This is a genomic window from Gemmatirosa kalamazoonensis (assembly GCF_000522985.1).
In the GTDB taxonomy this organism is placed as follows: Bacteria; Gemmatimonadota; Gemmatimonadetes; order Gemmatimonadales; family Gemmatimonadaceae; genus Gemmatirosa; species Gemmatirosa kalamazoonensis.
Genome location: NZ_CP007129.1, coordinates 443,778 through 463,583 on the forward strand (window position 1 = coordinate 443,778; position 19,806 = coordinate 463,583).

Here is a 19,806-nt window from a genome sequence, read left to right on the forward strand (position 1 = left end):
CGAACGTCGAGATGCCGACCTCCACCAAGCGCACGCCCGCCGCCGCGCGCCGCGGCGCGGGGCCCTTCCTCCCGATCCCGGAGCCGATGTACGCGACCATCGGCCGCGAGGTGCCGACGGAGCCGGGATGGGTGTTCGAGCCGAAGTACGACGGCATGCGCGTGCTCGCGTTCGCGGCGCCGGGCATGCCGACGCGCCTCGTGACGCGCAACGGCGCCGACAAGGCCGCGCAGTTCCCCGAGGTGGCCGATGCCGTCGCCGCGCTCGCCCGCCGTCGCCGCCGCGCACTCGTGCTCGACGGCGAGGTCGTCGCGCTCGACCGCCGCGGCCGGCCGGCGCGCTTCCAGGCGCTGCAGGCGCGGCTCCACATGAAGGATCCCGAGGAGATCGCCGAGCGCGTCGAGGACACGCCGGCGGCGCTGCTCGCGTTCGACCTGCTGCAGAGCGGCGACCGGTCGCTGCTCGACGCGCCGTGGCGCGAGCGTCGCGAGGCGCTCGACGCGCTGCTCGCGTCGGTCGACCTCGACGCGCTGCGGTTAGGCACCGTGCTGCGCGGGAGCGGCGCATCGGCGGTCGCGGCGGCGCACAAGCGCGGCTGGGAGGGCGTCATCGCGAAGCGCGCCGACGGCACGTATCGCCCCGGCGAGCGCGCCGACGACTGGCAGAAGCTGAAGGTGGAGCACCGGCAGGAGCTCGTCGTCGGCGGCTTCACGGAGCCGCGCCGCACGCGGCCGTACCTCGGCGCGCTGCTGCTCGGCTACTACGACCGCGACGGCCGCTTCGTCTACGCGGGCCACACCGGCGGCGGCTTCACGCGCGAGGGGCTGCGCGTGATGCGCGCGCGGCTCGACGCGCTGGAGCGCGCGAAGCCGCCGTTCGTCGACCCGCCGCGCCCGAACGAGGCGGTGCACTGGGTGAAGCCCGACGTCGTCGTCGAGGTGAAGTTCGCCGAATGGACGGCGGACGGACGCCTGCGGCAGCCGATCTACGTCGGGACGCGCGACGACAAGAACGCGCGCGACGTGACGCGGGAAGCGGAGAGCGTGCAGGGGAAGGGCTGAGCTATCCGATCCCGCCGGGCGCGCGTACGTTGGACGCGCCTCAGCGGAGATCGGCCATGGCTGCCATCGATCGCGACCGTTGGCGTGTGATCGAGCCGCTGCTCGACAGCGCGCTGGAGCTGCCGATGGAGCAGCGCGACGGCTGGCTCGACGCCCTGCGCGCGGAGTCGCCCACCCTCGCTGCGGACCTCGCGGCGCTGCTCGACGCGGAGCGCTCCGCGGACCGGCGCGGGCTGCTCGTCGAGCCGCTCGCGACGCCGTTCACGAACGCGCTCGGCGGCTCGCTCGAGGGGACGGAGCTCGGCGCGTACACGCTCGAGCGCCCGTTAGGCCACGGCGGCATGGGCTCCGTGTGGCTCGCCCGCCGCACCGACGGACGGTTCGAGGGACGCGTCGCGGTGAAGCTGCTCGCCCTCGCGCTGCTCACGCGCGCCGGTCAGGAGCGGTTCCGCCGCGAGGGCTCCGCGCTCGCGCGCCTCACGCATCCCGGCATCGCGCGGCTGCTCGACGCGGGCGTGAGCGCGGGCGGCCAGCCGTATCTCGTCCTCGAGTACGTCGACGGCGTGACGATCGACGCGTGGGCCGACGCGCGATCGTTAGGCACCACCGAGCGCGTGCGACTCGTGCTCGACGTGCTCGACGCGGTCGCCCACGCGCACGCGAACCTCGTCGTGCACCGCGACCTCAAGCCGTCGAACATCCTCGTGACGGCCGACGGCCACGCCAAGCTGCTCGACTTCGGCATCGCGAAGCTGCTGGACGTCGACGTTGCGGCGCGCACGACGCTCACCGCGGAGGAGGGGCGCGCGCTGACCCCGGAGTTCGCGGCGCCCGAGCAGGTGCGCGGCGACCCGGTCACCACCGCGACCGACGTCTACGCGGCGGGCGTGCTGCTCTATCTCCTGCTCTCCGGCCGCCACCCGACCGCCGAGGGCCGTCGCACGCCCACCGACGTCGTCGCCGCGACGCTGGCGGTGCAGCCCGCGCGGCTCGGGCTCGGCGACCTCGACACGATCCTCGCGAAGGCGCTGCGCAAGGAGCCGCACGAGCGCTACCAGACGGCGGCCGCGCTCGCCGACGATCTGTCGCGCTACCTGCGCCACGAGCCGGTGCGCGCGCGCGGCGACTCGCTCGCCTACCGCGTGCGGAAGTTCGTGCGCCGCCACCGGGTCGCCGTCGCCGGTGCGGCGGCGGGCGTGGTGCTGCTCGCCGGCGCGGGGCTGCGCGAGCGCACCCTGCGCGCGCGCGCGCAGGCGGAGGCGCGCAAGGCGGCGGTGGTGGCCCAGTACCTCGAGAGCGTGTTCGGCGGCGCCGATCCGTACGGGGTGCCTAACGAGAAGCCGGGCGACGTCACGGCGCGCGTGCTCCTCGACCGCGGCGCTGCGCGCATCGACTCCGCGCTCGCCGGCGAGCCCGACGTGCAGGCGCAGCTGCGCGTCGCGCTGGGACGCGTCTACGTGAGCCTCGGCGTCTTCGACCGCGCCGTGCCGGTGCTGCGACGCGCGCTCGGCCAGCGGCGCACGCTGTACGGCCCGCGACACCCGGCGGTCGCCGAGGTGGCCAACGCGCTCGGCGTGGCCTTGCGGGAGGTGGACAGCCTCGATGCGGCCGAGCCGCTGCTGCGCGAGGCGCTCGCCCAGCGCCGCGCGTTCGCGTCGGGGCCCGACACCGGGGTGGCGACGAGCCTGCGGGATCTCAGCGTCCTCCTCGAGGAGCGCGACGACCTCGCCGGCGCGGAGCGGCTGCTGCGCGAGGCGCTCGCCATCCGACGGTCGGTGTACGGACCGGCGAGCGAGCAGGTGGCCGCGTCGCTCGGCGACCTCGGGGTGCTGTTCTACCAGCAGAGCCGCTACGACGAGGCCGAGCCGCTGCAGCGTCAGGCGCTCGCGATCAAGCGGCGCCTCTACGGCGACGAGCACGTGATCACCGCGTTCACGATGCACGACCTGGCGCAGGTGCAGGCGCAGCGCGACCACCTCGCGGAGGCCGAGTCGCTCTACCGCCGCGCGCTCGCGGTGGACCGCAAGGCGTTAGGCAGCGCGCATCCGGTGGTCGTGCTCGACCTCAACAACTTCGGCGACATGCTCTATCGCCTGGCGGGGCGTCCCGGCGACGCGGTGCCGCTGCTGCGCGAGTCGCTCGCGATCACGCGGAAGCTGTACGGCGCGCGACACCGCGACGCCGCGGCGGCCCTCAACAACCTCAGCAACGCGCTGCGCGGCATCGGCGACTTCGCGGGCGCCGAGGCGGCGGTGCGCGAGGCGATGGAGATCAACACCGCGCTCTACGGGCCGGAGCACAGCAGGGTCGCGCTCAACCTGAACAGTCTCGGCGGCGTCCTCGCCCAGTCGGGGCGCAACGAGGAGGCGATCCCGATCTTCCGGCAGGCGCTCGCGCTGACCGCGCGCACGGAGGGGCCGGACGACCAGAACACGCTCGTCACCACGAGCAATCTCGGACGAGCGCTGCGCGACGCGGGGCACCTGGCGGAGGCCGAGCGGGTGCTCCGCGCGCTGCTCGCCCGCTCCGACACGGCGACGGCGGCGCACCGACTGATCCAACGCACCGTGCTCGTCGCCCTCGGCCGCACCCTGACGCAGACCGGCCGCGCCGCGGAAGCACGACCGCTTCTCGAGCGCGGGCTCGCGCTCGCGAGCGGGCAGCTCACGGCGAGCGACCCACGCCTCGCCGACGCGCGCTATGGCCTCGGCGCGTGCCTGGTGGAGCTCGGGGAGTACGCGCGCGCCGACACGCTGCTGCGCCAGGCGCGCGCCGCGCTGGACCCGCAGCGGCGCGCGCAGCCGCTGCTTTCCGCGCTCACCGACACGGCGCTCGCCCGCCTCGCCGAGCGCTCGGGAGGTCGGACCAAGTAGCGCGTGTCGTGTTTCGCGGCGCCTTTGCGTCTGATGGGATGGCGGCGAGCGGTCCCCCTCTTCTCCGTCCCATGAGGTCCCGTCATGCGAAAGGTGCTCGGACTCGTCGCGGTGGCGCTGCTGCTCCCGCTCCCGGCGCGCGCGCAGGTGCAGGTGCTCGACTTCGAGGGGATCGGGGACTTCGACCCGATCGGCAACGCGTACCCGGGCGTCTCGTTCTTCGGCAACGCCGTCGCGCTCGAGCAGGTCGGGTTCAACGTCACCGACCCGTGTCAGGGAAGCAGCGGCTTCCCGAACGCGCCCTCGGGCTGCGGGGTGCTGTTCTACTACACGAACCAGCTCGGGAGCAACGCGGGGATCAACGTCGCGTCGGGGTTCTCGAACGGGTTCTCGTTCTTCTACTACGCGAAGTACGCCACGGGCAATCCGGCATCGTTCGGCGTGTACAGTGGCCTGAACGGCACCGGCACGCTGCTCGGCTCCGGCGGGCTGCCGTACTACGGGTTCGGGCAGGGGACGAACACGTGGGGACCGGCGGGGTTCAGCTTCCTCGGCAGCGCGCAGTCGGTCGTGTTCACGAACGCGGGCGGGAGCCTGATCTTCGACAACATGACGCTCGGCAGCGGCATGCCGGCGGACGCCGCGCCGCCCCCAGGGGGCGACGGGGGAGACGGCGCGGTCGCCCCGGAGCCGGCGTCGTTCGTGCTGTTAGGCACCGGCTTCGGCGCGCTCGCCGTCGTCTCGCGACGCCGCCGGACGGTCCGTTAGGCCTCGTCGAGCACCGTTCGCGCGAGCAGCAGGCGCGCCTTCCGCCAGTCGCGCTGCACGGTGCGCTCCGACACACCGCGCAGCGCGGCGATCTCGGCGAACGTCAGCCCCGAGAAGAAGTGCAGGTTCACCAGCTCGGCGAGCGCGGGCTCCAGCGTCGCCAGCTCCTCCAGCGCGTCGTCGAGGCGCTCGAGCTCCGCGGCCGTGCGCGCCGCTTCCGCCGACGGCTGCTCGTCGCCGGTGAGCGTGACCTCCGCGCGGCGGTCGCGCTTCTGCGCCCGGCCGCGGCGCGCGTAGTCGATCACGAGACGGCGCATCGCACGCGACGCGTAGGCGAGGAAGCGGCCCCGTTCCGAGAACGCCGGCGCATCGCCTCCGACGATGTGCAGGTACGCCTCGTGGAGCAGCGTCGTCGTGCGCAGGCTGAGCGCGGCGCCGTCGCGCCGCAGGTGCGCGGCCGCGATCCGGTGCAGCTCGCGGTACAACGTCGCGAACAGCAGCTCCGCGGCGACGGGGTCGGCGGCGTCCGCGCGGCGGATGAGGGCGTCGAGGTCCGCGTCCACGGGCCCCAATGTACAACGTCCGCGCGGGTTGCTTGTCTTCGGAGATGACGACTCCGGAGCGACCGACGTGCGGGTGAGCGTGCTGGACCAGTCGCCGATCTCCGCCGGCATGACCGGCGCGCAGGCGCTGCACAACTCGGTGGATCTCGCGCGCCGCGCCGACGCGTTAGGCTTCCACCGCTTCTGGGTCGCGGAGCACCACGGCTCACCGATGCTCGCCGGCGCGAGCCCGGAGGTGCTCCTCGGCCCGATCGGCGCGGCGACGTCGCGCATCCGTCTCGGGAGCGGCGGAGTGATGCTGCCGCATTACAGCCCGCTGAAGGTGGCCGAGAGCTTCAGCATGCTGAGCGGGCTCTTCCCCGGACGCGTGGACCTCGCCGTGGGACGCGCGCCCGGCACCGACCCGCGCACCACGCTGGCCCTGCAGCGCGACCGCACGCGCCCCATGCGCGACGACTTTCCCGACCAGCTCGCGGAGCTGCTCGCGTACGTGCGCGGCGCGCTGCCGCCGGGGCACCCGTTCGCGCGGCTGCCGGCGATGCTCCCCGGGCGCCCGGAGCATCCCGCGCCGTGGCTCCTCGGCTCGTCGGCGCAGAGCGGGATCTGGGCGGCGGAGCTCGGGCTGCCGTACGCGTTCGCGGACTTCATCAACCCGGTCGGCGCCGAGGTCGCGCGGCGCTACCGGGCCGAGTTCGTGCCGTCGGAGTTCGCGTCTACACCGTACACGATCGTCTGCGCGTGGGTGGTGTGCGCGGAGACCGACGACGAGGCGGAGCGGCTCGCCGCGAGTGGGCGCATGACGCTCGCGCTGCTGCTGCGCGGGGAGCTGATCCCCGTCCCGCCGGTGGACGAGGCGCTCGCGTTCCTGGAGGCCGAGCGGGCGCGGGAGGCCGCGTCGCCGTTCGCGGGGCTGCCGCAGGCGCGGCTCGCGCCGGCGCGGCGGCGCATCGTGGGGGCACCGGACACCGTGGCGCGCGACATCGGCGTGCTGGCGCGCGACTACGAGGCCGACGAGGTCATGGTGGTCACCATCACGTACGACCACGCGGCGCGGGTGCGGTCGTACGAGCTGCTGGCCGAGGCGTTCGGGCTCGCGGACTGACCATTGGACGAATTCGGCTACCTCTCCGTCCTTCTCTCGATCATCATCGGGCTCGCCGTCACGCAGATCCTCACCGGGCTGCGCGGCCTCATGCTGCGGCGCGCGACCGTGCGGATCTACTGGGTGCCGGTGACGTGGAGCTTCGTCTTCCTCGCCGTGCTCACGCAGACGTGGTGGGCGATGTTCGGTCTGCGCGGGCGCCACGAGTGGACGTTCGCCGCGTTCGCGGTGGTGCTGCTCCACACCGTGCTGCTGTATCTCGCGGCGGGACTGATCTACCCGGACATCGGGTCGGAGCCGGTGGACCTGCGCGCGCACTACTTCGCGCACCGCGGCTGGTTCTTCACGCTGCTCGTGCTCGTCACCCTCGTGAGCCTGGCGAAGGACCTCGTGCTCACGGGGTCGCTGCCGAACGCGACGAACACCGGGTTCCACGTCGCGTTCGCGAGCCTCGGCCTGGTCGCCCTCGCCACGCCGCGCCCGCGCGTGCACGAGCTCCTCGCGGCGACGATCGCGCTGCTGTTCGCCGCGTACGTCGCGGCGCTCTTCACGCGGCTGGACTGATCGTCCCGCGCGGGGCCGCGGCCGTCCCGCAGCGCTGGACTCTCAGAGGGGGGCTCCCCCGGATTAAACGGCGGCGGCGTTCCTTACGACTTCCTTACGACGCGACGCGAGACGCCAAGCGTCGCAATTCGTCAGGAGAGTCTGGGAACCCTTTCCCCGGCCTGGCGTGTCGAACGCACCGGCAACGAGCCACGCTGCAACGACGTAGTCCCGTGACGGCGCATCGCCGCTGAGGGTCCGGTGCCGGACCCGACCGCGGTGGTGCGTCTCCCCTCTCAGCCACGGTATTCCTCGTGTCATCCCGTCATCTCCTGGGCGCGGCCATCGTCGCCGCCGCGATCCCGGCACTGGCGCCCCACCGACTCGCCGCGCAGCAGGTGGACGTCATCCGGGGGCGCGTCACCGGCCAGGACCGGCAGCCCGTCGAGAACGCGCAGGTCACGGTCACGTCCATCTCGGGCAACGTGAACCGCACGGCGCGCACCGACAAGAACGGCCGCTTCACCGTCACGTTCCCGAACGGCGACGGCGACTACTTCGTGACGTTCGCCGCGATCGGCTTCGCGCAGAAGCGCTTCGAGGTGAAGCGCGTCGCCGACGAGGACTTCCTGCTCGCCGACGCCACGCTGCAGCCGGCCGCGACGCAGCTCGACGCGGTGAAGGTCACCGCGCAGCGCGACCGCGTGAACCGCAACGACGCGCAGCCGACCGACATCAGCGGCAGCGAGAAGCGCGTCGACAACTCGGCGGTGCCGGCGACGCAGATGGGCGACCTCGCCGCGATGGCCAGCTCCCTGCCGGGCGTGACGCCGGTGCCCGGCGCCGACGGCGACCCGGCGGGCTTCTCGGTGCTCGGCCTCTCGAGCGACCAGAACCAGACGTCGCTGAACGGGATGGCCGGGATGTCCGGCAACAACATCCCGCGCGACGCGGCGATCTCCACGTCGTTAGGCACGTCGAACTACGACGTGTCGGTGGGCGGCTTCTCCGGCGCGCGGTTCAACCTGCGCGCGGGGTCGGGCTCCAACTACGTGCAGCGCGCGGGGAGCCTGTTCGGCACCACGCCGCAGCTGCAGATGACCGACGCCGCGGCGCGCGCGCTCGGCCAGCAGACGACGAACGTGTCGCTCAGCGGCCGCACGTCGGGGCCGATGGTGTTCAACAAGGCGTTCTACAACGTCTCGTACCAGCTCGGCCGCTCGGCGAGCGATCTGCAGACGCTGCTGAACACCGACGCCGTCGGGCTCACGGCGAGCGGCATCTCGCCCGACTCCGCGCAGCGGCTCATGAGCATCCTCGGCGCGGTGCACGTGCCGACGGTGGTCGGGAAGCTTCCGCAGAGCCGCCTCAACGACCAGGGCTCGGTGCTCGGCTCGTTCGACGTGACGCCGCCGTCGTCGAGCTCGGGGCAGAGCTTCAACGTCACGTTCAACGGCGGCTGGAACCGGCAGACGCCGGCGTTCGCGTCGGCCACCGAGACGCCGGCCCACTCGGGCGACCGCACGAACTGGAACGTCGGCGTGCAGGGCCGCCACTCGAGCTACATCAAGAACATCATCCTCAGCGAGACGTCGTTCGGCGTCAGCGGCTCGCGGAGCTCGGCGAACCCGTACCTCGACCTCCCGTCGGGGTCCGTGCTCGTGAACTCGTCGTTCGTCGACGGCACGAACGGCGTCCGCTTCCTGTCGTTCGGCGGCAGCCCGTCGATGAGCACGAGCCAGACGTCGAACAACGTCGGCCTCACGAACCAGCTCTCCTGGTTCAGCTCCAACAACAAGCACCGCCTGAAGCTCGCCACCGAGCTGCGGCGCGACGGGTACGCGCAGGACCAGTCGCAGAACCTGTTAGGCTCGTTCTCGTTCAACTCGCTCGCCGACATCGAGGCGAACCGGCCGTCGTCGTTCTCGCGCCAGCTCTCCGACCGCACGCGCAGCGGCGCGGGCTACGTCGGCGCGGTCTCGCTCGGCGACTCGTACAAGCGGACGCCGAACTTCCAGCTCCAGTACGGCGTGCGCGTCGACGCGAACCACTTCGACCGCGCGCCGACGCTGAACCCCGACGTCGAGAAGACGTTCAGCGTGCGCAACGACGCGGTGCCGAACCGCGTCTACGTGAGCCCGCGCGTCGGCTTCTCGTGGCAGTACGGCAAGGCGTCGCAGATCGGCGCGTTCGAGGGCGCGTTCCGCGGCCCGCGCGCGGTCATTCGCGGCGGCGTCGGGCTGTTCCAGAACACGCCCGGCGCGCAGCTCATCGGCCAGGCGGTGGACCTCACCGGGCTGCCGAGCGGGCTGCAGCAGATCACGTGCGTCGGCCCCGCGGCGCCGGTGCCCGACTGGAACCTCTACGCGTCGAACCCCGCCGCGATCCCGACGCGCTGCGCCGACGGATCCACGGGCAGCGTGTTCGCGAACGCGGCGCCGAACGTGACGCTGTTCGCGAAGAGCTGGGCGGCGCCGCGCTCGGTGCGCTCGAACCTGAACTGGAGCGGCCCGGTCCTCTCCAACCGGTTCAGCCTCTCCGTCGACGGCACGTACTCGCTGAACCTGAACCAGTCGGGCTTCGTCGACCGCAACTTCGCCGGCGTGCAGCGCTTCGCGCTCGGCGACGAGGGCGGACGGCCGGTGTACGTGCAGCCGACGAGCATCGTGCCGCAGACCGGCGTGATCGCCGCCGCCGACGCGCGCGTGTCGCCGCTGTTCCAGCGCGTCACCGAGCAGCGGAGCGACCTGCGCTCGGAGACGAAGCAGCTCTCGCTCTCGGTGAGCCCGCTCACGTTCAACACGAAGCTGAGCTGGTCGCTCTCGTACACGCTGCAGGACGTGCGCGAGCGCTACAACGGCTTCCAGAGCGCGGCGGGCGATCCGTTCGTGCAGGCGTGGAGCGCCGGCGCCGGCTCGCCGCGGCACCAGTTCACGTACTCGCTCGGCTACAACGCGTTCGACGTCGTGCGCTTCAGCTGGTTCGGCAACGTGCGCTCGGGGTCGCGCTTCACGCCGCAGATCGCGGGCGACATCAACGGCGACGGCTACAGCAACGACCGCGCGTTCGTGTTCGATCCGGCGCGCACCACCGATCCCGCGGTGAAGGCGGGGATGCAGTCGCTGCTCGCGAGCGGCTCGGGGATCGCGAAGGACTGCCTCGGCAGCCAGATGGGCAGCGTGGCCGCGCGCAACAGCTGCACCGGCCCGTGGTCGCACCTCGCGAACCTGTCGGTGTCGTTCAACCCGCTGAAGGTGCGGATGCCGCAGCGCGCCGTGCTGTCCTTCTCGGTGTCGAATCCGTTGGGCCTCGCCGACCGCGCGCTGCACGGCGAGGACAACCTGCACGGCTGGGGGCAGATGACGTTCGTCGACCCGGCGCTGCTCTACGTGCGCGGCTTCGACCCCGTGGCCAAGCGGTACAAGTACGAGGTGAACCAGCGCTTCGGCGCGACGAACCCGCAGTTCCAGCAGTTCCGCCAGCCGGTGACGGTGACGGCGCAGCTGCGCTTCGACCTCGGCCCGACGCGCGAGAAGCAGAACCTCGTGCAGATGCTCGACCGCGGCCGTCGCAAGAACCACGAGGGCTCGAAGATGCAGGAGTCGCTGCTGCGCGCGATGTACTCGCAGACGGGCGGCATCATGAACCCGATCGAGCAGGTGCTCCGCCAGGCCGACACGCTGAAGCTCACGGGCCCGCAGGCCGACTCCGTCGCGACGATGAACCGGTGGTACAAGATCCGGCTCGACTCGATCTGGTCGCCGGTGGCGAAGGTGCTCGGCAACCTCCCCGACGCGTACGACGAGGGCGAGGCGTACCAGCAGTACATCACGGCGCGCCGCGCCTCGGTGGATCTCCTCACGAAGCTCGCGCCGGACATCAAGGGCCTGCTCACGGCCGAGCAGCGCCGCAAGCTCCCGGCGTTCATCGCCAGCTACCTCGACCCGCGCTACCTCGCCTCCATCCGCTCCGGCACCGCCGGCGCGGGGATGGGCGGCGGCCCGATGATGATCATGGGCGGCGGCCCGATCATGATGGGCGGCGGTGGCGGCGGTGGCGACCGCGTGATCATTCGATGACACTACGGCGTGGCTGCGTCGCTGCGTGGCTGCGTGACAGCCTAACGGCGACGCAGCCACGCAGCCACGCAGCCACGCAGCCACGCAGCCACGCAGCCACGCAGCGCACTTCCTTACAATCACCAGCCTCATGACGCGACACTTCTTCCACGCGGCCCCCGTCGCCGTTCTCGCGTTCGGCACCGTCGCCGGCGCGCAGCAGGTGCCCAACGCCCGCCCGCTCGGCGCCACGATCGCCACGGTGGCGGAGCCGTTCGGCGGCGTGCAGTCGCTGCGCCAGCTTCCCGACGGGCGCCTGCTCGTGAACGACCCGTCGAAGCGGCGCGTGATCCTGTTCGAGGCGGACCTGTCGAAGTACACGGTCGTCGCCGACTCCACGAGCGCGACGGCGAACGCGTACAGCGGCCGCATGGCGGGGCTCATCCCGTACCGCGCCGACTCGACGCTGTTCGTCGATCCGACGTCGATGTCGATGCTCGTCATCGATCCGAAGGGGAACCTCGGCACGCGCGTGATGTCGGTGCCGCGTCCCGACGACGCGTTCGCGCTCACGGGCCTCGCGTTCGGCCTTCCCGGCTTCGACAAGCAGGGCCGCCTCGTCTATCGCGCGCAGCCGCGCTTCGAGTTCCGCGGCGGCCCCGGCCCCGGCCAGCCCGGCTTCAAGCCGCCGCAGATGCCCGACTCGGCGCCGATCGTCCGCGTCGAGCTCGCGACGCGAAAGGTCGACACGGTGACGTTCGTGAAGACGTACGCGCCGAAGATGACGATGACGCAGGGCGAGAACGGCCGCATCTCGATGTCGTCCGTGCTGAACCCGCTGCCGACGGTCGACGACTGGGCGATCACGCCGGACGGGACGGTCATCGTGCTGCGCGGCCGCGAGTTCCGCGTCGACTACACGGACGCGAGCGGGACGCTCGTGCAGGGCCCGAAGGTCGCGCACGACTGGCAGCGCATGTCGGACGAGGAGAAGGTCGCCTTCCTCGACTCCACGAAGACGGCGATGGAGAAGGCGCGCGCCGAGATGCAGACGCGCATCCAGCAGAACGGCGGCAACGTCGAGCGCGCGATGGCGGCCGGCGCGGCGGCGGCCGGCGCCGGCGGCGGTGCGCCGATGCCGATGATCCGCATCGAGATGGCCGGCGGCGGCGGCGAGCCCCCGCGCCGCGGCGAGCAGCGCAGCGGCCCGAACGGCGCCGCGCCTAACGCGAACATCACGATGCCGCCGCTCACCTTCGTCGAGCCGAGCGAGCTCCCCGACTACAAGCCGGCGTTCGCCGCGGGCGCCACGCGCGCCGACGCCGACGGGAACGTGTGGGTCCGCCTCATCGCCACGAAGCCGATGCCGGGCCCGGTCTACGACATCATCGACGAGAGCGGCAAGCTGCTCGACCGCGTGGTCCTTCCGCCGAACTCCGCCATCGCCGGCTTCGGCCCGGGCGTCGTCTACCTCGCGACGCGCGACGCGGAAGGGACGCATCTGAAGAAGGTGGCCGTGAAGTAAACGTGGCTGCGTGGCTGCGTGGCTGCGTGGTGCGTACCTTCAACGGTCACGCAGCTACGCAGCCACGCAGCCACGCAGCGTCTCATGCCCGATCCCGTCTTCTTCTCCTCCCCCAAGGAGTTCGCCCGCTGGCTCGCGAAGCATCGCGACAGCGAGACGGAGCTGTGGGTCGGCTTCCACAAGGTGCACACGGAGAAGCCGAGCCTCACGTGGGCGCAGTCGGTGGACGAGGCGTTGTGCCACGGCTGGATCGACGGCATCCGCAAGTCGCTCGGCGACGACGCGTACATGATCCGCTTCACGCCGCGCAAGGCGACGAGCACGTGGAGCGCGGTGAACCTGAAGCGCGTGCCCGAGCTGATCGCCGAGGGGCGCATGACGCCGGCGGGGCTCGCGGCATACGAGCGGCGCAGCGCGGCGCGGTCGGGTCTCTACTCGTACGAGAACCGGCCCGCCGAGCTCCCGGCCGAGCACGAGCGGACGTTCCGGAAGAACCGGACGGCGTGGACGTTCTTCGAGGCGCAGCCGCCCGGCTATCGGCGCACGTGCATCTGGTACGTGGTCAGCGCGAAGCGGCCCGAGACGCAGGCCAAGCGGCTCGCGCAGCTCGTCGACGTCTCGGCCCGCGGCGAGCGGCTGCCGATGCTGACGTCTCCCGCGCACAAGCGGGCCGACTAGCGCCGGGTCGATCGACCCATGTCCGGGGGCGGCGCCGGTCGTAGGATGCCGCTCGTCCACGTCCCCCGGAGGGAAGCCATGCGCCGCCTCGCCGTCAAAGCCCTGCGTCTCCGCCGCGCACTCCGCGCGCACCCCGTCGCGCGGCGCACGCCCGTCGCGCGCGCCGAGTCGCGGCCCGCCGTGGCGCACATCGTCGCCGATCCCGACGACGCCGAGGCCACGGATCTCGTCGCGGCCGTGGCATGGAGGCGGCGCGCCCGGGTCGGGGCGTAGCGCCGGGTCGGCGCCGGGGCGATACTGCGCGGAACAACGCCGCGTAGTTCGCGGGCGATACGGCGCGGCCGATACGGCGCGATGATGCGCGAACGACGTCTCACACCGCTCGACCGCGCAGCGCGGCGCAGTGCGGCGGTGTGAGACGTCGCTTGCGTTTCACGGCGCAGCATCGTCAGCGCCGTATCGCCCGCGCCGTTACCGGCGCAGTATTCCCCCGCATGCTGACCCTGCTCGGGATCCTCGTCGTCGTCCTCGGCTTCGCGCTCCGCGTCAACCCGCTGCTCGTCGTCGCCGTCGCGGCGCTCGTGACGGGGCTCGTGAGCGGCCACGGCCCGCTCGACGTCGTCGCGCTGCTCGGCCGCGCGTTCCGCGACAGCCGCTCGGTGCCGATCGTGTGGCTCGCGCTGCCCGTCATCGGGCTGCTCGAGCGCGCGGGGCTCAAGGAGCGTGCGCGCGACGTCGTGTCGCGCGTGCGGGTCGCCACCACGGGGCGCGTGCTACTCGTCTACCTCGCGGTGCGGCAGATCACCGCGGCGCTCGGCCTCACGTCGCTCGGCGGGCACCCGCAGATGGTGCGGCCGCTCGTCGCGCCGATGGCCGAATCCGCGGCGGAGGCGCGGTTCGGCGCGCTCACCGACGCGACGCGCCATCGCATCCGCGCCCACGCGGCCGCGGTCGACAACGTCGGCGTGTTCTTCGGCGAGGACGTGTTCATCGCCATCGGCTCCATCCTGCTGATTCGCGGCTTCCTCGAGCAGAGCGGCATCCGCGTGGAGCCGGCGCGGCTCGCGCTGTGGGCGATCCCGACGGCGATCGCCGCGTTCCTCATCCATGGCACGCGGCTGCTCCTGCTCGACCGCTCGCTGCGCCGTGAGGCGGCGCTGCCTAACGACGTGGCTGACGAGGCGGAGCGCGGCGCGTGATCGGCCTCGAGTTCGTCTACGTCGTGATGGGCGCGATGCTCGCGAGCGTCGCGGTGGTGAGCGCGCGCGACGCGAGCAACCCGCGACGGTGGAACAACACCGCGTTCTGGGGGATCTGGGCGGTGACGTTCGTCCTCGGGTCGCGGCTTCCCGATCTCGTGAACGGCGCGCTCGCGATCGTCATGGTGCTCGTGGCGAGCGTCGGGAAGCTCGGCCACGGGGTGGGGGAGAGCACCACGCGCGCCGAGCGCGAGGCGAGCGCGCGGCGGTGGGGGAACCGGCTCTTCCTCCCTGCGCTCACGATTCCCGCCGTCACCATCCTCGGCGCGTGGGCCTTCAGGCGATGGACGGTCGGCGGCGTGCCGGTCGTCGACCCGAAGCAGGTGACGCTCGTCGCGCTCGGCGTGGCGACGATCGTCGCGCTGCTCGTCGGCGTGGCGATGGTGCGGCCGCCCGCGTCGGCGCCGCCGACGGAGGCGCGGCGGCTGATGGATGCCGTCGGGTGGGCCGCCGTGCTGCCGCAGCTGCTCGCCGCGCTCGGCGCCGTGTTCGCCGCCGCCGGCGTCGGCGGCGCGGTGACGACGATCGCCGAGCGGTGGCTCCCGTTAGGCAGCCCGGGTGCGGCGGTCGTCACGTACACGCTGGGGATGGCGCTGTTCACGATCGTCATGGGCAACGCGTTCGCGGCGTTCCCCGTCATGACCGCGGGGATCGGCCTGCCGCTCATCGTCGGCCGCTTCGGCGGCGACGTCACGGTCATGTCGGCGATCGGCATGCTCTCCGGCTTCTGCGGCACGCTGATGACGCCGATGGCCGCGAACTTCAACATCGTGCCCGTCGCGCTCCTCGAGCTCCCCGATCAGCACGCGGTGATCCGCGTGCAGATCCCGACCGGGCTGCTCCTCCTCGCCGTGAACACGGCGCTCATGTCCCTTCTCGTCTACCACCGGTGACCTCCGCCACGCTCACGCCCGCGTGGGCGACGAAGCTCGCGTCGGTCGCGCTCGGCCATGTCGCGCGCGAGTATCCGAACAAGCTCGATCACGTGCTGCGCGGGCCCGAGGACGTGCGCCGCCCGCGCGAGCTGCACCCGGTGTTCTACGGCAGCTTCGACTGGCACTCGTGCGTGCACTCGTACTGGCTGCTCGCGCGGATCCTGCGGACGGCGCCCGACATCCCCGACGCGCCGCGCATCCGTACGTTCCTCGACTCGCACCTCACGAAGTCGCGCGTGCGCGCGGAGGCCGAGTACCTCGAGACGCCGGGGCGCGGCACGTTCGAGCGACCGTACGGGTGGGCGTGGCTCCTCGCGCTCGCCGCGGAGCTCTCGCGCCACGCGTCGTGGGAGGGACGCCGGTGGACCGACGCGCTCGAGCCGCTCACGGCGGCCGTCGTGCGTCGCTTCCTGGAGTGGCTGCCGAAGGCGACGTACCCGATCCGCGCCGGCACGCACTTCAACACCGCGTTCGCCGTCGCGCTCGCGCTCGAGCACGCGTGGGCGGCGCAGGACGCGGCGCTGGATGCGGCACTGCGCGAGCGCGCGCTCGCGTGGTACGGCGGCGACGCGGACTGCCAGGCGTGGGAGCCGGGGGGCGACGACTTCCTGTCACCGGCGCTCGTCGAGGCGGAGTGCATGCGCCGCGTGCTGCCGCCCGACGAGTTCACGGCGTGGCTCGCGCGCTTCCTCCCGCGCCTCGCGGCCGGCGACCCGGCGACGCTGTTCACCCCCGCGACGGTGAGCGACCGCAGCGATGGCAAGATCGCGCACCTCGATGGGCTGAACCTGTCGCGCGCGTGGTGCTGGCGCTCGCTCGCATCGGCGTGGCCGCCACGCGACCCGGCTCGTGCGCTCGCGCGCGAGGTCGCGGATGCGCACCTGGCGGCGAGCCTGCCGCACGTGACGGGGGACTACATGGGGGAGCATTGGCTGGCGACGTACGCGGTGCTGGCGCTGACGGCGCCTAACACGTGACGGCGGGACGGCTCACGCCTGACGGCGGGACGGCTCACGGCGGGACGCCTCACGGCGGGACGACGAACGGCGGGATGAATACGGCGGGATGTCTACGGCGGGACGTCCACGGCGGGATGTCTACGGCGGGAGCGCGCGCGGGATCGTAGTTACCAGGGGGGCTCCCCCCCTTCGCCCAAGGTGCTATGCGTCGAATGCGCGACGGTACCAATCCGACGCGCACCGGATCCCCCCGAACGCCTCACGATCCCGTCGTAGACGTCCCGCGGTCGATCGTCCCGCGGTCGATCGTCCCGCCGTATTCATCCCGCCGTATTCATCCCGCCGTGAGCCGTCCCGCCGTCAGGTGTGAGCCGTCCCGCCGTCACTCGTCCGTCGGCGTCGTCGCCCACCGCGCGTACCGCTCCGCCGACGCCCGCACCGCCGCGTCGCCCCCGCGGTCGATCGTGCGATCCCACCACGCGCCGATCACGCGCTCGTACCGGTACGGCGCCAGCCGCTCCACGATCCGCCGCACGGTCGCGGGCGCGAGCGGGATCATGTTCGGGTAGCTGCGCATGAAGCTCACCGTCCGGCCGTCGGGCGCGACCTGTACGATGTCGCCGGAGAGGAGCGCGCCGCGGCCGCCCGCACCCTCGGGCCAGTGCAGCACCGTGCCCCCTGCGAAGTGGCCGCCGGCGCGGATCAGCGTCAGCCCGCCGGCGAGCGCGCGCGTGTCGCCGTCCCAGAACGCGAGCCGCTCGTCGGGGCGCATCACCCACTGCCGGTCGGCCGCGTGCAGCAGCACCGGGCAGTCGAACGCGTGCGCCCACTCCACCATCGTCGTGTAGTAGTGCGGGTGCGAGATCGCGATCGCGGCGATCCCGCCGAGCGCGCGCACGATGTCGACCGTCGCGTCGTCGAGCAGCGCGACGCAGTCCCACAGCACGTTGCCCTCGGGCGTGCGCACGAGCAGCGCGCGCTGCCCGATCGCGAACGACGGCTCCGTGCCGATGCCGAGCAGCGCCGGCTCCTCCTGACGGAACGCGTTGCGGTGCGCGCGGCGCAGCGCATCGAGCGTCGTCCACCGCTGCCCCGACGCGGGCACCCACTGTCGCTCGTCGTCGCAGACCGCGCAGCGCGGCGGCGGCGCGTCGCTCGCCGCGTGCTGGGTGCCGCACGTCGCGCAGATGTAATGGGTCATGCCGACAGCCTAGCGGTCGACCGCCTATCCGTCGAGCGCCTCGCCGTCGAGCGCGAACTGCTCGGTGAGCGCGCGCAGACGCGACGCGTCCTGCGCGAGCTCCGCGGCGGCGGCGGCGGCCTGCTGCGCGCCGGCCGCGGTCTGCTGCGTGACGCGCGTCGCGCCCTCCATCGCCTCGGAGATCTGCGCCACGCCGCGCGCCTGCTCGTCGCTCGACGCGGCGACGTCGCCGAGCATCTCGCGCACCGCCTGCACCGCGGCATCGACCGCGGCGAACGCGCCGAGCACGTCGGCGTTCATGCCGACGCCCGCCCGCGCGCTCGATTCCACCTGGGTGATGAGCTCCGCCGTCTGCCGCGACGCGTCGGCCGAGCGTTGGGCGAGCGCGCGCACCTCGTCGGCGACGACGGCGAAGCCGCGCCCCGCGTCGCCGGCGCGCGCCGCTTCGACGGCCGCGTTCAGCGCGAGGAGGTTCGTCTGGAACGCGATCTCGTCGATCGTCTTCACGATCCTCGCCGCGGAGTCGCTCGCGCGCTTGATCTGCTCCACCGCGTCGGTGAGCGCGTGGGCGCGCGTCACGCCGTCGCCGGCGACGCGCCGCGCATCGTCGGCCCGCTCGTGCGAGCGTTGGGCGCGCTGCGCGTTCTCGCGCGTGGTGGCGGCGAGCTCCTGGAGCCCCGACGCGATCTCCTCGAAGTTCGCCGCCTGCGCCGCCGCGCCGTCGGCCACCGACTTGCCGCCGGCGGCGATCTGGCCGCTCGCCGTGCTCACGCGCTCCGCGCTGCCGCGCACGAGCGAGATCGCTCCGGCGAGCTGCGCCGCGGTCGCGTCCACCGCCGCCGTGACGCGCGCGTGGTCGCCGCGATAGGCGCCGTCGACGCGCGCCGTGAGGTCGCCCGCCGCCACGCGGTCGAGCGTGCGCGCCGCGTCGCGCACCGGCGCCACCATGGCGTCGAGCGTCGCGTTGATCCCGTCGATGACGTCGCGGTACGAGCCGGCGAACGCGTCGGCCGGAGCGCGCACGTCGAGCCGCCCGTCGCGCGCCGCGGCGGTGAGCGCGTCGGCCTCGGCGACGAGCCGTGCCACCGTGGCCCGCGCGCCATCGAACGCCGTGCACGCGCGGCGCGTCTCCACGATGATGCCGTCGAGCGCCGCGGCGAGGCTCGCCACCTCGTCGCGTCCCGTGTCGTCGAGCAGCGGCAGTTCCACACGCACCTCGTGGGACGTGTCGCCCGCCGCCATCGCCGCGGCGGCCGCGCCGATCGGCGCGAGCGCGTCGCGACGCAGCGCTTCCGCTCGCGCGACCACGAACCGGAGCGGGCCGGTGATGCTCGTGCCTAACACCCACGCCAGCAGCGCGCCGACGACGAGCGCGACGCCGCCGAAGACGACGACGAGCTGCAGCCCCGCGGCGGCGTCGCGTCGTGCCCGCGCGCCGCCCTCGCTCACCGCGGAGTCCTGCGACGCGCGGAACGCGTCGATGGCGGCGAGGTACGCGTGCAGCGTGGGGAGCACCGCCGCCGAGACCTGCGCCGCGGCGGCGGAGTCGCGCCCCGTCCGGTGCAGCGCGGCCGCCGAGTCGAACGCCGCCGCGTGCACCTTGCGGAGCTCCTTCACGTGTTCGATCGCGGCGCGCTCCTCGACGTCGTCGGCCACGCTGTCCAGCCGTGCGTACGCGGCGTCGATGTGCCGGCGCGCCTCGGCCACCTTCGCCGTCGCGTCGTCGGCGTCGGCGCCGTGGAGCACGAACAGCGACAGCTTCGCGCGCGCGGCGTCGTTCACGGCGTCGCTGAGCGCGGCCGCCGCGGCGGCGGTGCGCCAGCGGTGCGCCGTGAGATCCTCGAGGGCCGCGTCGAGCCGGCGCACGCGCGCCGCGGCGACGGTCGAGGTGACCACGCCGAGCGCGAGCAGGCCGCCGAGACCGAGCAGCAAGCGCGTGTGGATGGACAGACGCCGGATCATGCGGGAGCCGGTGTGGGTGGGGCCGAGTCGCCCACTTCCGTCTCGTCACGACGGGCGGGAATCTTGAGCCGCGGACGCGGACAGTACCGAAAAAGTCACGCTGTCGTGCTGGCGCGTTGGCGCGCTTCAGGACTCCACGTACGTGTTCTTGAAGGACTGAAGAAGGACTGAAGAGGGACTGAAGAAGGACCAACCACAACGTCTTTGTCGTTGGTCCTTCTTCAGTCCTTCTTCAGTCCTCCTTCAGTCCAACGCACACTCGTACGTGGTGCCCTCCTGGGCGCACCACCGCGGGCCCGGCTCGAAAGCGCGCTAGATT

General features: G+C 72.8%; 15 protein-coding genes. 12 read left to right on the forward strand and 3 right to left on the reverse strand.

Going from position 1 to position 19,806, the window contains the following annotated elements; translation table 11 throughout:
- Positions 1–11 precede the first annotated feature (11 nt).
- From ligD to J421_RS24885, 3 genes are all read left to right on the forward strand, one after another.
- A complete protein-coding gene (gene ligD, locus J421_RS24875; protein WP_025413825.1) occupies positions 12–1,061 on the forward strand; it encodes a non-homologous end-joining DNA ligase in 1,050 nt (349 codons plus the stop codon).
- A gap of 56 nt (positions 1,062–1,117) precedes the next feature.
- Positions 1,118–3,934, forward strand: a complete 2,817-nt coding sequence (locus J421_RS24880; protein ID WP_158508893.1) for a serine/threonine-protein kinase — start codon at positions 1,118–1,120, stop codon at positions 3,932–3,934.
- A gap of 84 nt (positions 3,935–4,018) precedes the next feature.
- Entirely contained in the window at positions 4,019–4,702 is a 684-nt protein-coding gene (locus J421_RS24885) for a VPLPA-CTERM sorting domain-containing protein (protein ID WP_025413827.1), read from the forward strand.
- On the opposite strand, the gene J421_RS24890 is transcribed toward J421_RS24885, so the two are convergent.
- Entirely contained in the window at positions 4,699–5,265 is a 567-nt protein-coding gene (locus tag J421_RS24890) for an ECF-type sigma factor (RefSeq protein WP_025413828.1), read from the reverse strand. The two genes, J421_RS24885 and J421_RS24890, sit on opposite strands and share 4 nt — an antisense overlap.
- Before the next feature lie 67 nt (positions 5,266–5,332).
- Here J421_RS24890 and J421_RS24895 point away from each other — a divergent pair, with 67 nt between their 5' ends.
- From J421_RS24895 to J421_RS33400, 9 genes are all read left to right on the forward strand, one after another.
- Positions 5,333–6,367 carry an LLM class flavin-dependent oxidoreductase gene (locus J421_RS24895; protein WP_025413829.1) on the forward strand — a complete coding sequence of 345 codons (1,035 nt, stop codon included), beginning with the start codon at positions 5,333–5,335 and terminating at the stop codon, positions 6,365–6,367.
- Between the two features lie 3 nt (positions 6,368–6,370).
- Positions 6,371–6,931, forward strand: coding sequence for a hypothetical protein (locus J421_RS24900; RefSeq protein ID WP_025413830.1), 561 nt, complete (start codon positions 6,371–6,373; stop codon positions 6,929–6,931).
- 293 nt (positions 6,932–7,224) lie between these two features.
- Positions 7,225–10,989 (forward strand): TonB-dependent receptor, encoded by a 3,765-nt coding sequence (locus J421_RS24905; protein WP_025413831.1) that lies wholly within the window; start codon positions 7,225–7,227, stop codon positions 10,987–10,989.
- Between the two features lie 130 nt (positions 10,990–11,119).
- Positions 11,120–12,493, forward strand: a complete 1,374-nt coding sequence (locus J421_RS24910) for an SMP-30/gluconolactonase/LRE family protein (RefSeq protein ID WP_025413832.1) — start codon at positions 11,120–11,122, stop codon at positions 12,491–12,493.
- A gap of 84 nt (positions 12,494–12,577) precedes the next feature.
- Positions 12,578–13,171 (forward strand): YdeI/OmpD-associated family protein, encoded by a 594-nt coding sequence (locus J421_RS24915; RefSeq protein WP_025413833.1) that lies wholly within the window; start codon positions 12,578–12,580, stop codon positions 13,169–13,171.
- A gap of 78 nt (positions 13,172–13,249) precedes the next feature.
- Complete coding sequence (locus J421_RS24920) at positions 13,250–13,444, forward strand: hypothetical protein (RefSeq protein WP_025413834.1); 195 nt, start codon at positions 13,250–13,252, stop codon at positions 13,442–13,444.
- A gap of 221 nt (positions 13,445–13,665) precedes the next feature.
- Positions 13,666–14,370 carry a DUF969 domain-containing protein gene (locus J421_RS24925; protein WP_025413835.1) on the forward strand — a complete coding sequence of 235 codons (705 nt, stop codon included), beginning with the start codon at positions 13,666–13,668 and terminating at the stop codon, positions 14,368–14,370.
- Positions 14,367–15,323: a DUF979 domain-containing protein gene (locus J421_RS33395; protein WP_025413836.1), complete on the forward strand. Its 957-nt coding sequence runs from the start codon at positions 14,367–14,369 to the stop codon at positions 15,321–15,323. Before J421_RS24925 ends, J421_RS33395 begins: the two co-directional genes overlap by 4 nt.
- Positions 15,320–16,342 carry a DUF2891 domain-containing protein gene (locus tag J421_RS33400; protein WP_025413837.1) on the forward strand — a complete coding sequence of 341 codons (1,023 nt, stop codon included), beginning with the start codon at positions 15,320–15,322 and terminating at the stop codon, positions 16,340–16,342. The genes J421_RS33395 and J421_RS33400 overlap by 4 nt, the downstream gene beginning before the upstream one ends.
- Before the next feature lie 364 nt (positions 16,343–16,706).
- Here the strand turns inward: J421_RS33400 and J421_RS24935 are convergent, their stop codons facing one another.
- Together J421_RS24935 and J421_RS24940 are read right to left on the reverse strand one after the other, a co-directional pair.
- Positions 16,707–17,525, reverse strand: a complete 819-nt coding sequence (locus J421_RS24935) for an MBL fold metallo-hydrolase (RefSeq protein WP_025413838.1) — start codon at positions 17,523–17,525, stop codon at positions 16,707–16,709.
- 24 nt (positions 17,526–17,549) lie between these two features.
- On the reverse strand, positions 17,550–19,487 hold the full coding sequence (locus J421_RS24940; protein WP_025413839.1) for a HAMP domain-containing methyl-accepting chemotaxis protein: 1,938 nt from the start codon (positions 19,485–19,487) through the stop codon (positions 17,550–17,552).
- Positions 19,488–19,806: the final 319 nt, after the last annotated feature.

Coding starts and splice junctions, on each gene's coding strand:
- ligD (WP_025413825.1), top strand. CDS start 12: ATGCCGACCTCCACCAAGCGCACGCCCGCCGCCGCGCGCCGCGGCGCG.
- J421_RS24880 (WP_158508893.1), top strand. CDS start 1,118: ATGGCTGCCATCGATCGCGACCGTTGGCGTGTGATCGAGCCGCTGCTC.
- J421_RS24885 (WP_025413827.1), top strand. CDS start 4,019: ATGCGAAAGGTGCTCGGACTCGTCGCGGTGGCGCTGCTGCTCCCGCTC.
- J421_RS24910 (WP_025413832.1), top strand. CDS start 11,120: ATGACGCGACACTTCTTCCACGCGGCCCCCGTCGCCGTTCTCGCGTTC.
- J421_RS24915 (WP_025413833.1), top strand. CDS start 12,578: ATGCCCGATCCCGTCTTCTTCTCCTCCCCCAAGGAGTTCGCCCGCTGG.
- J421_RS24920 (WP_025413834.1), top strand. CDS start 13,250: ATGCGCCGCCTCGCCGTCAAAGCCCTGCGTCTCCGCCGCGCACTCCGC.
- J421_RS24925 (WP_025413835.1), top strand. CDS start 13,666: ATGCTGACCCTGCTCGGGATCCTCGTCGTCGTCCTCGGCTTCGCGCTC.
- J421_RS24935 (WP_025413838.1), bottom strand. CDS start 17,525: ATGACCCATTACATCTGCGCGACGTGCGGCACCCAGCACGCGGCGAGC.
- J421_RS24940 (WP_025413839.1), bottom strand. CDS start 19,487: ATGATCCGGCGTCTGTCCATCCACACGCGCTTGCTGCTCGGTCTCGGC.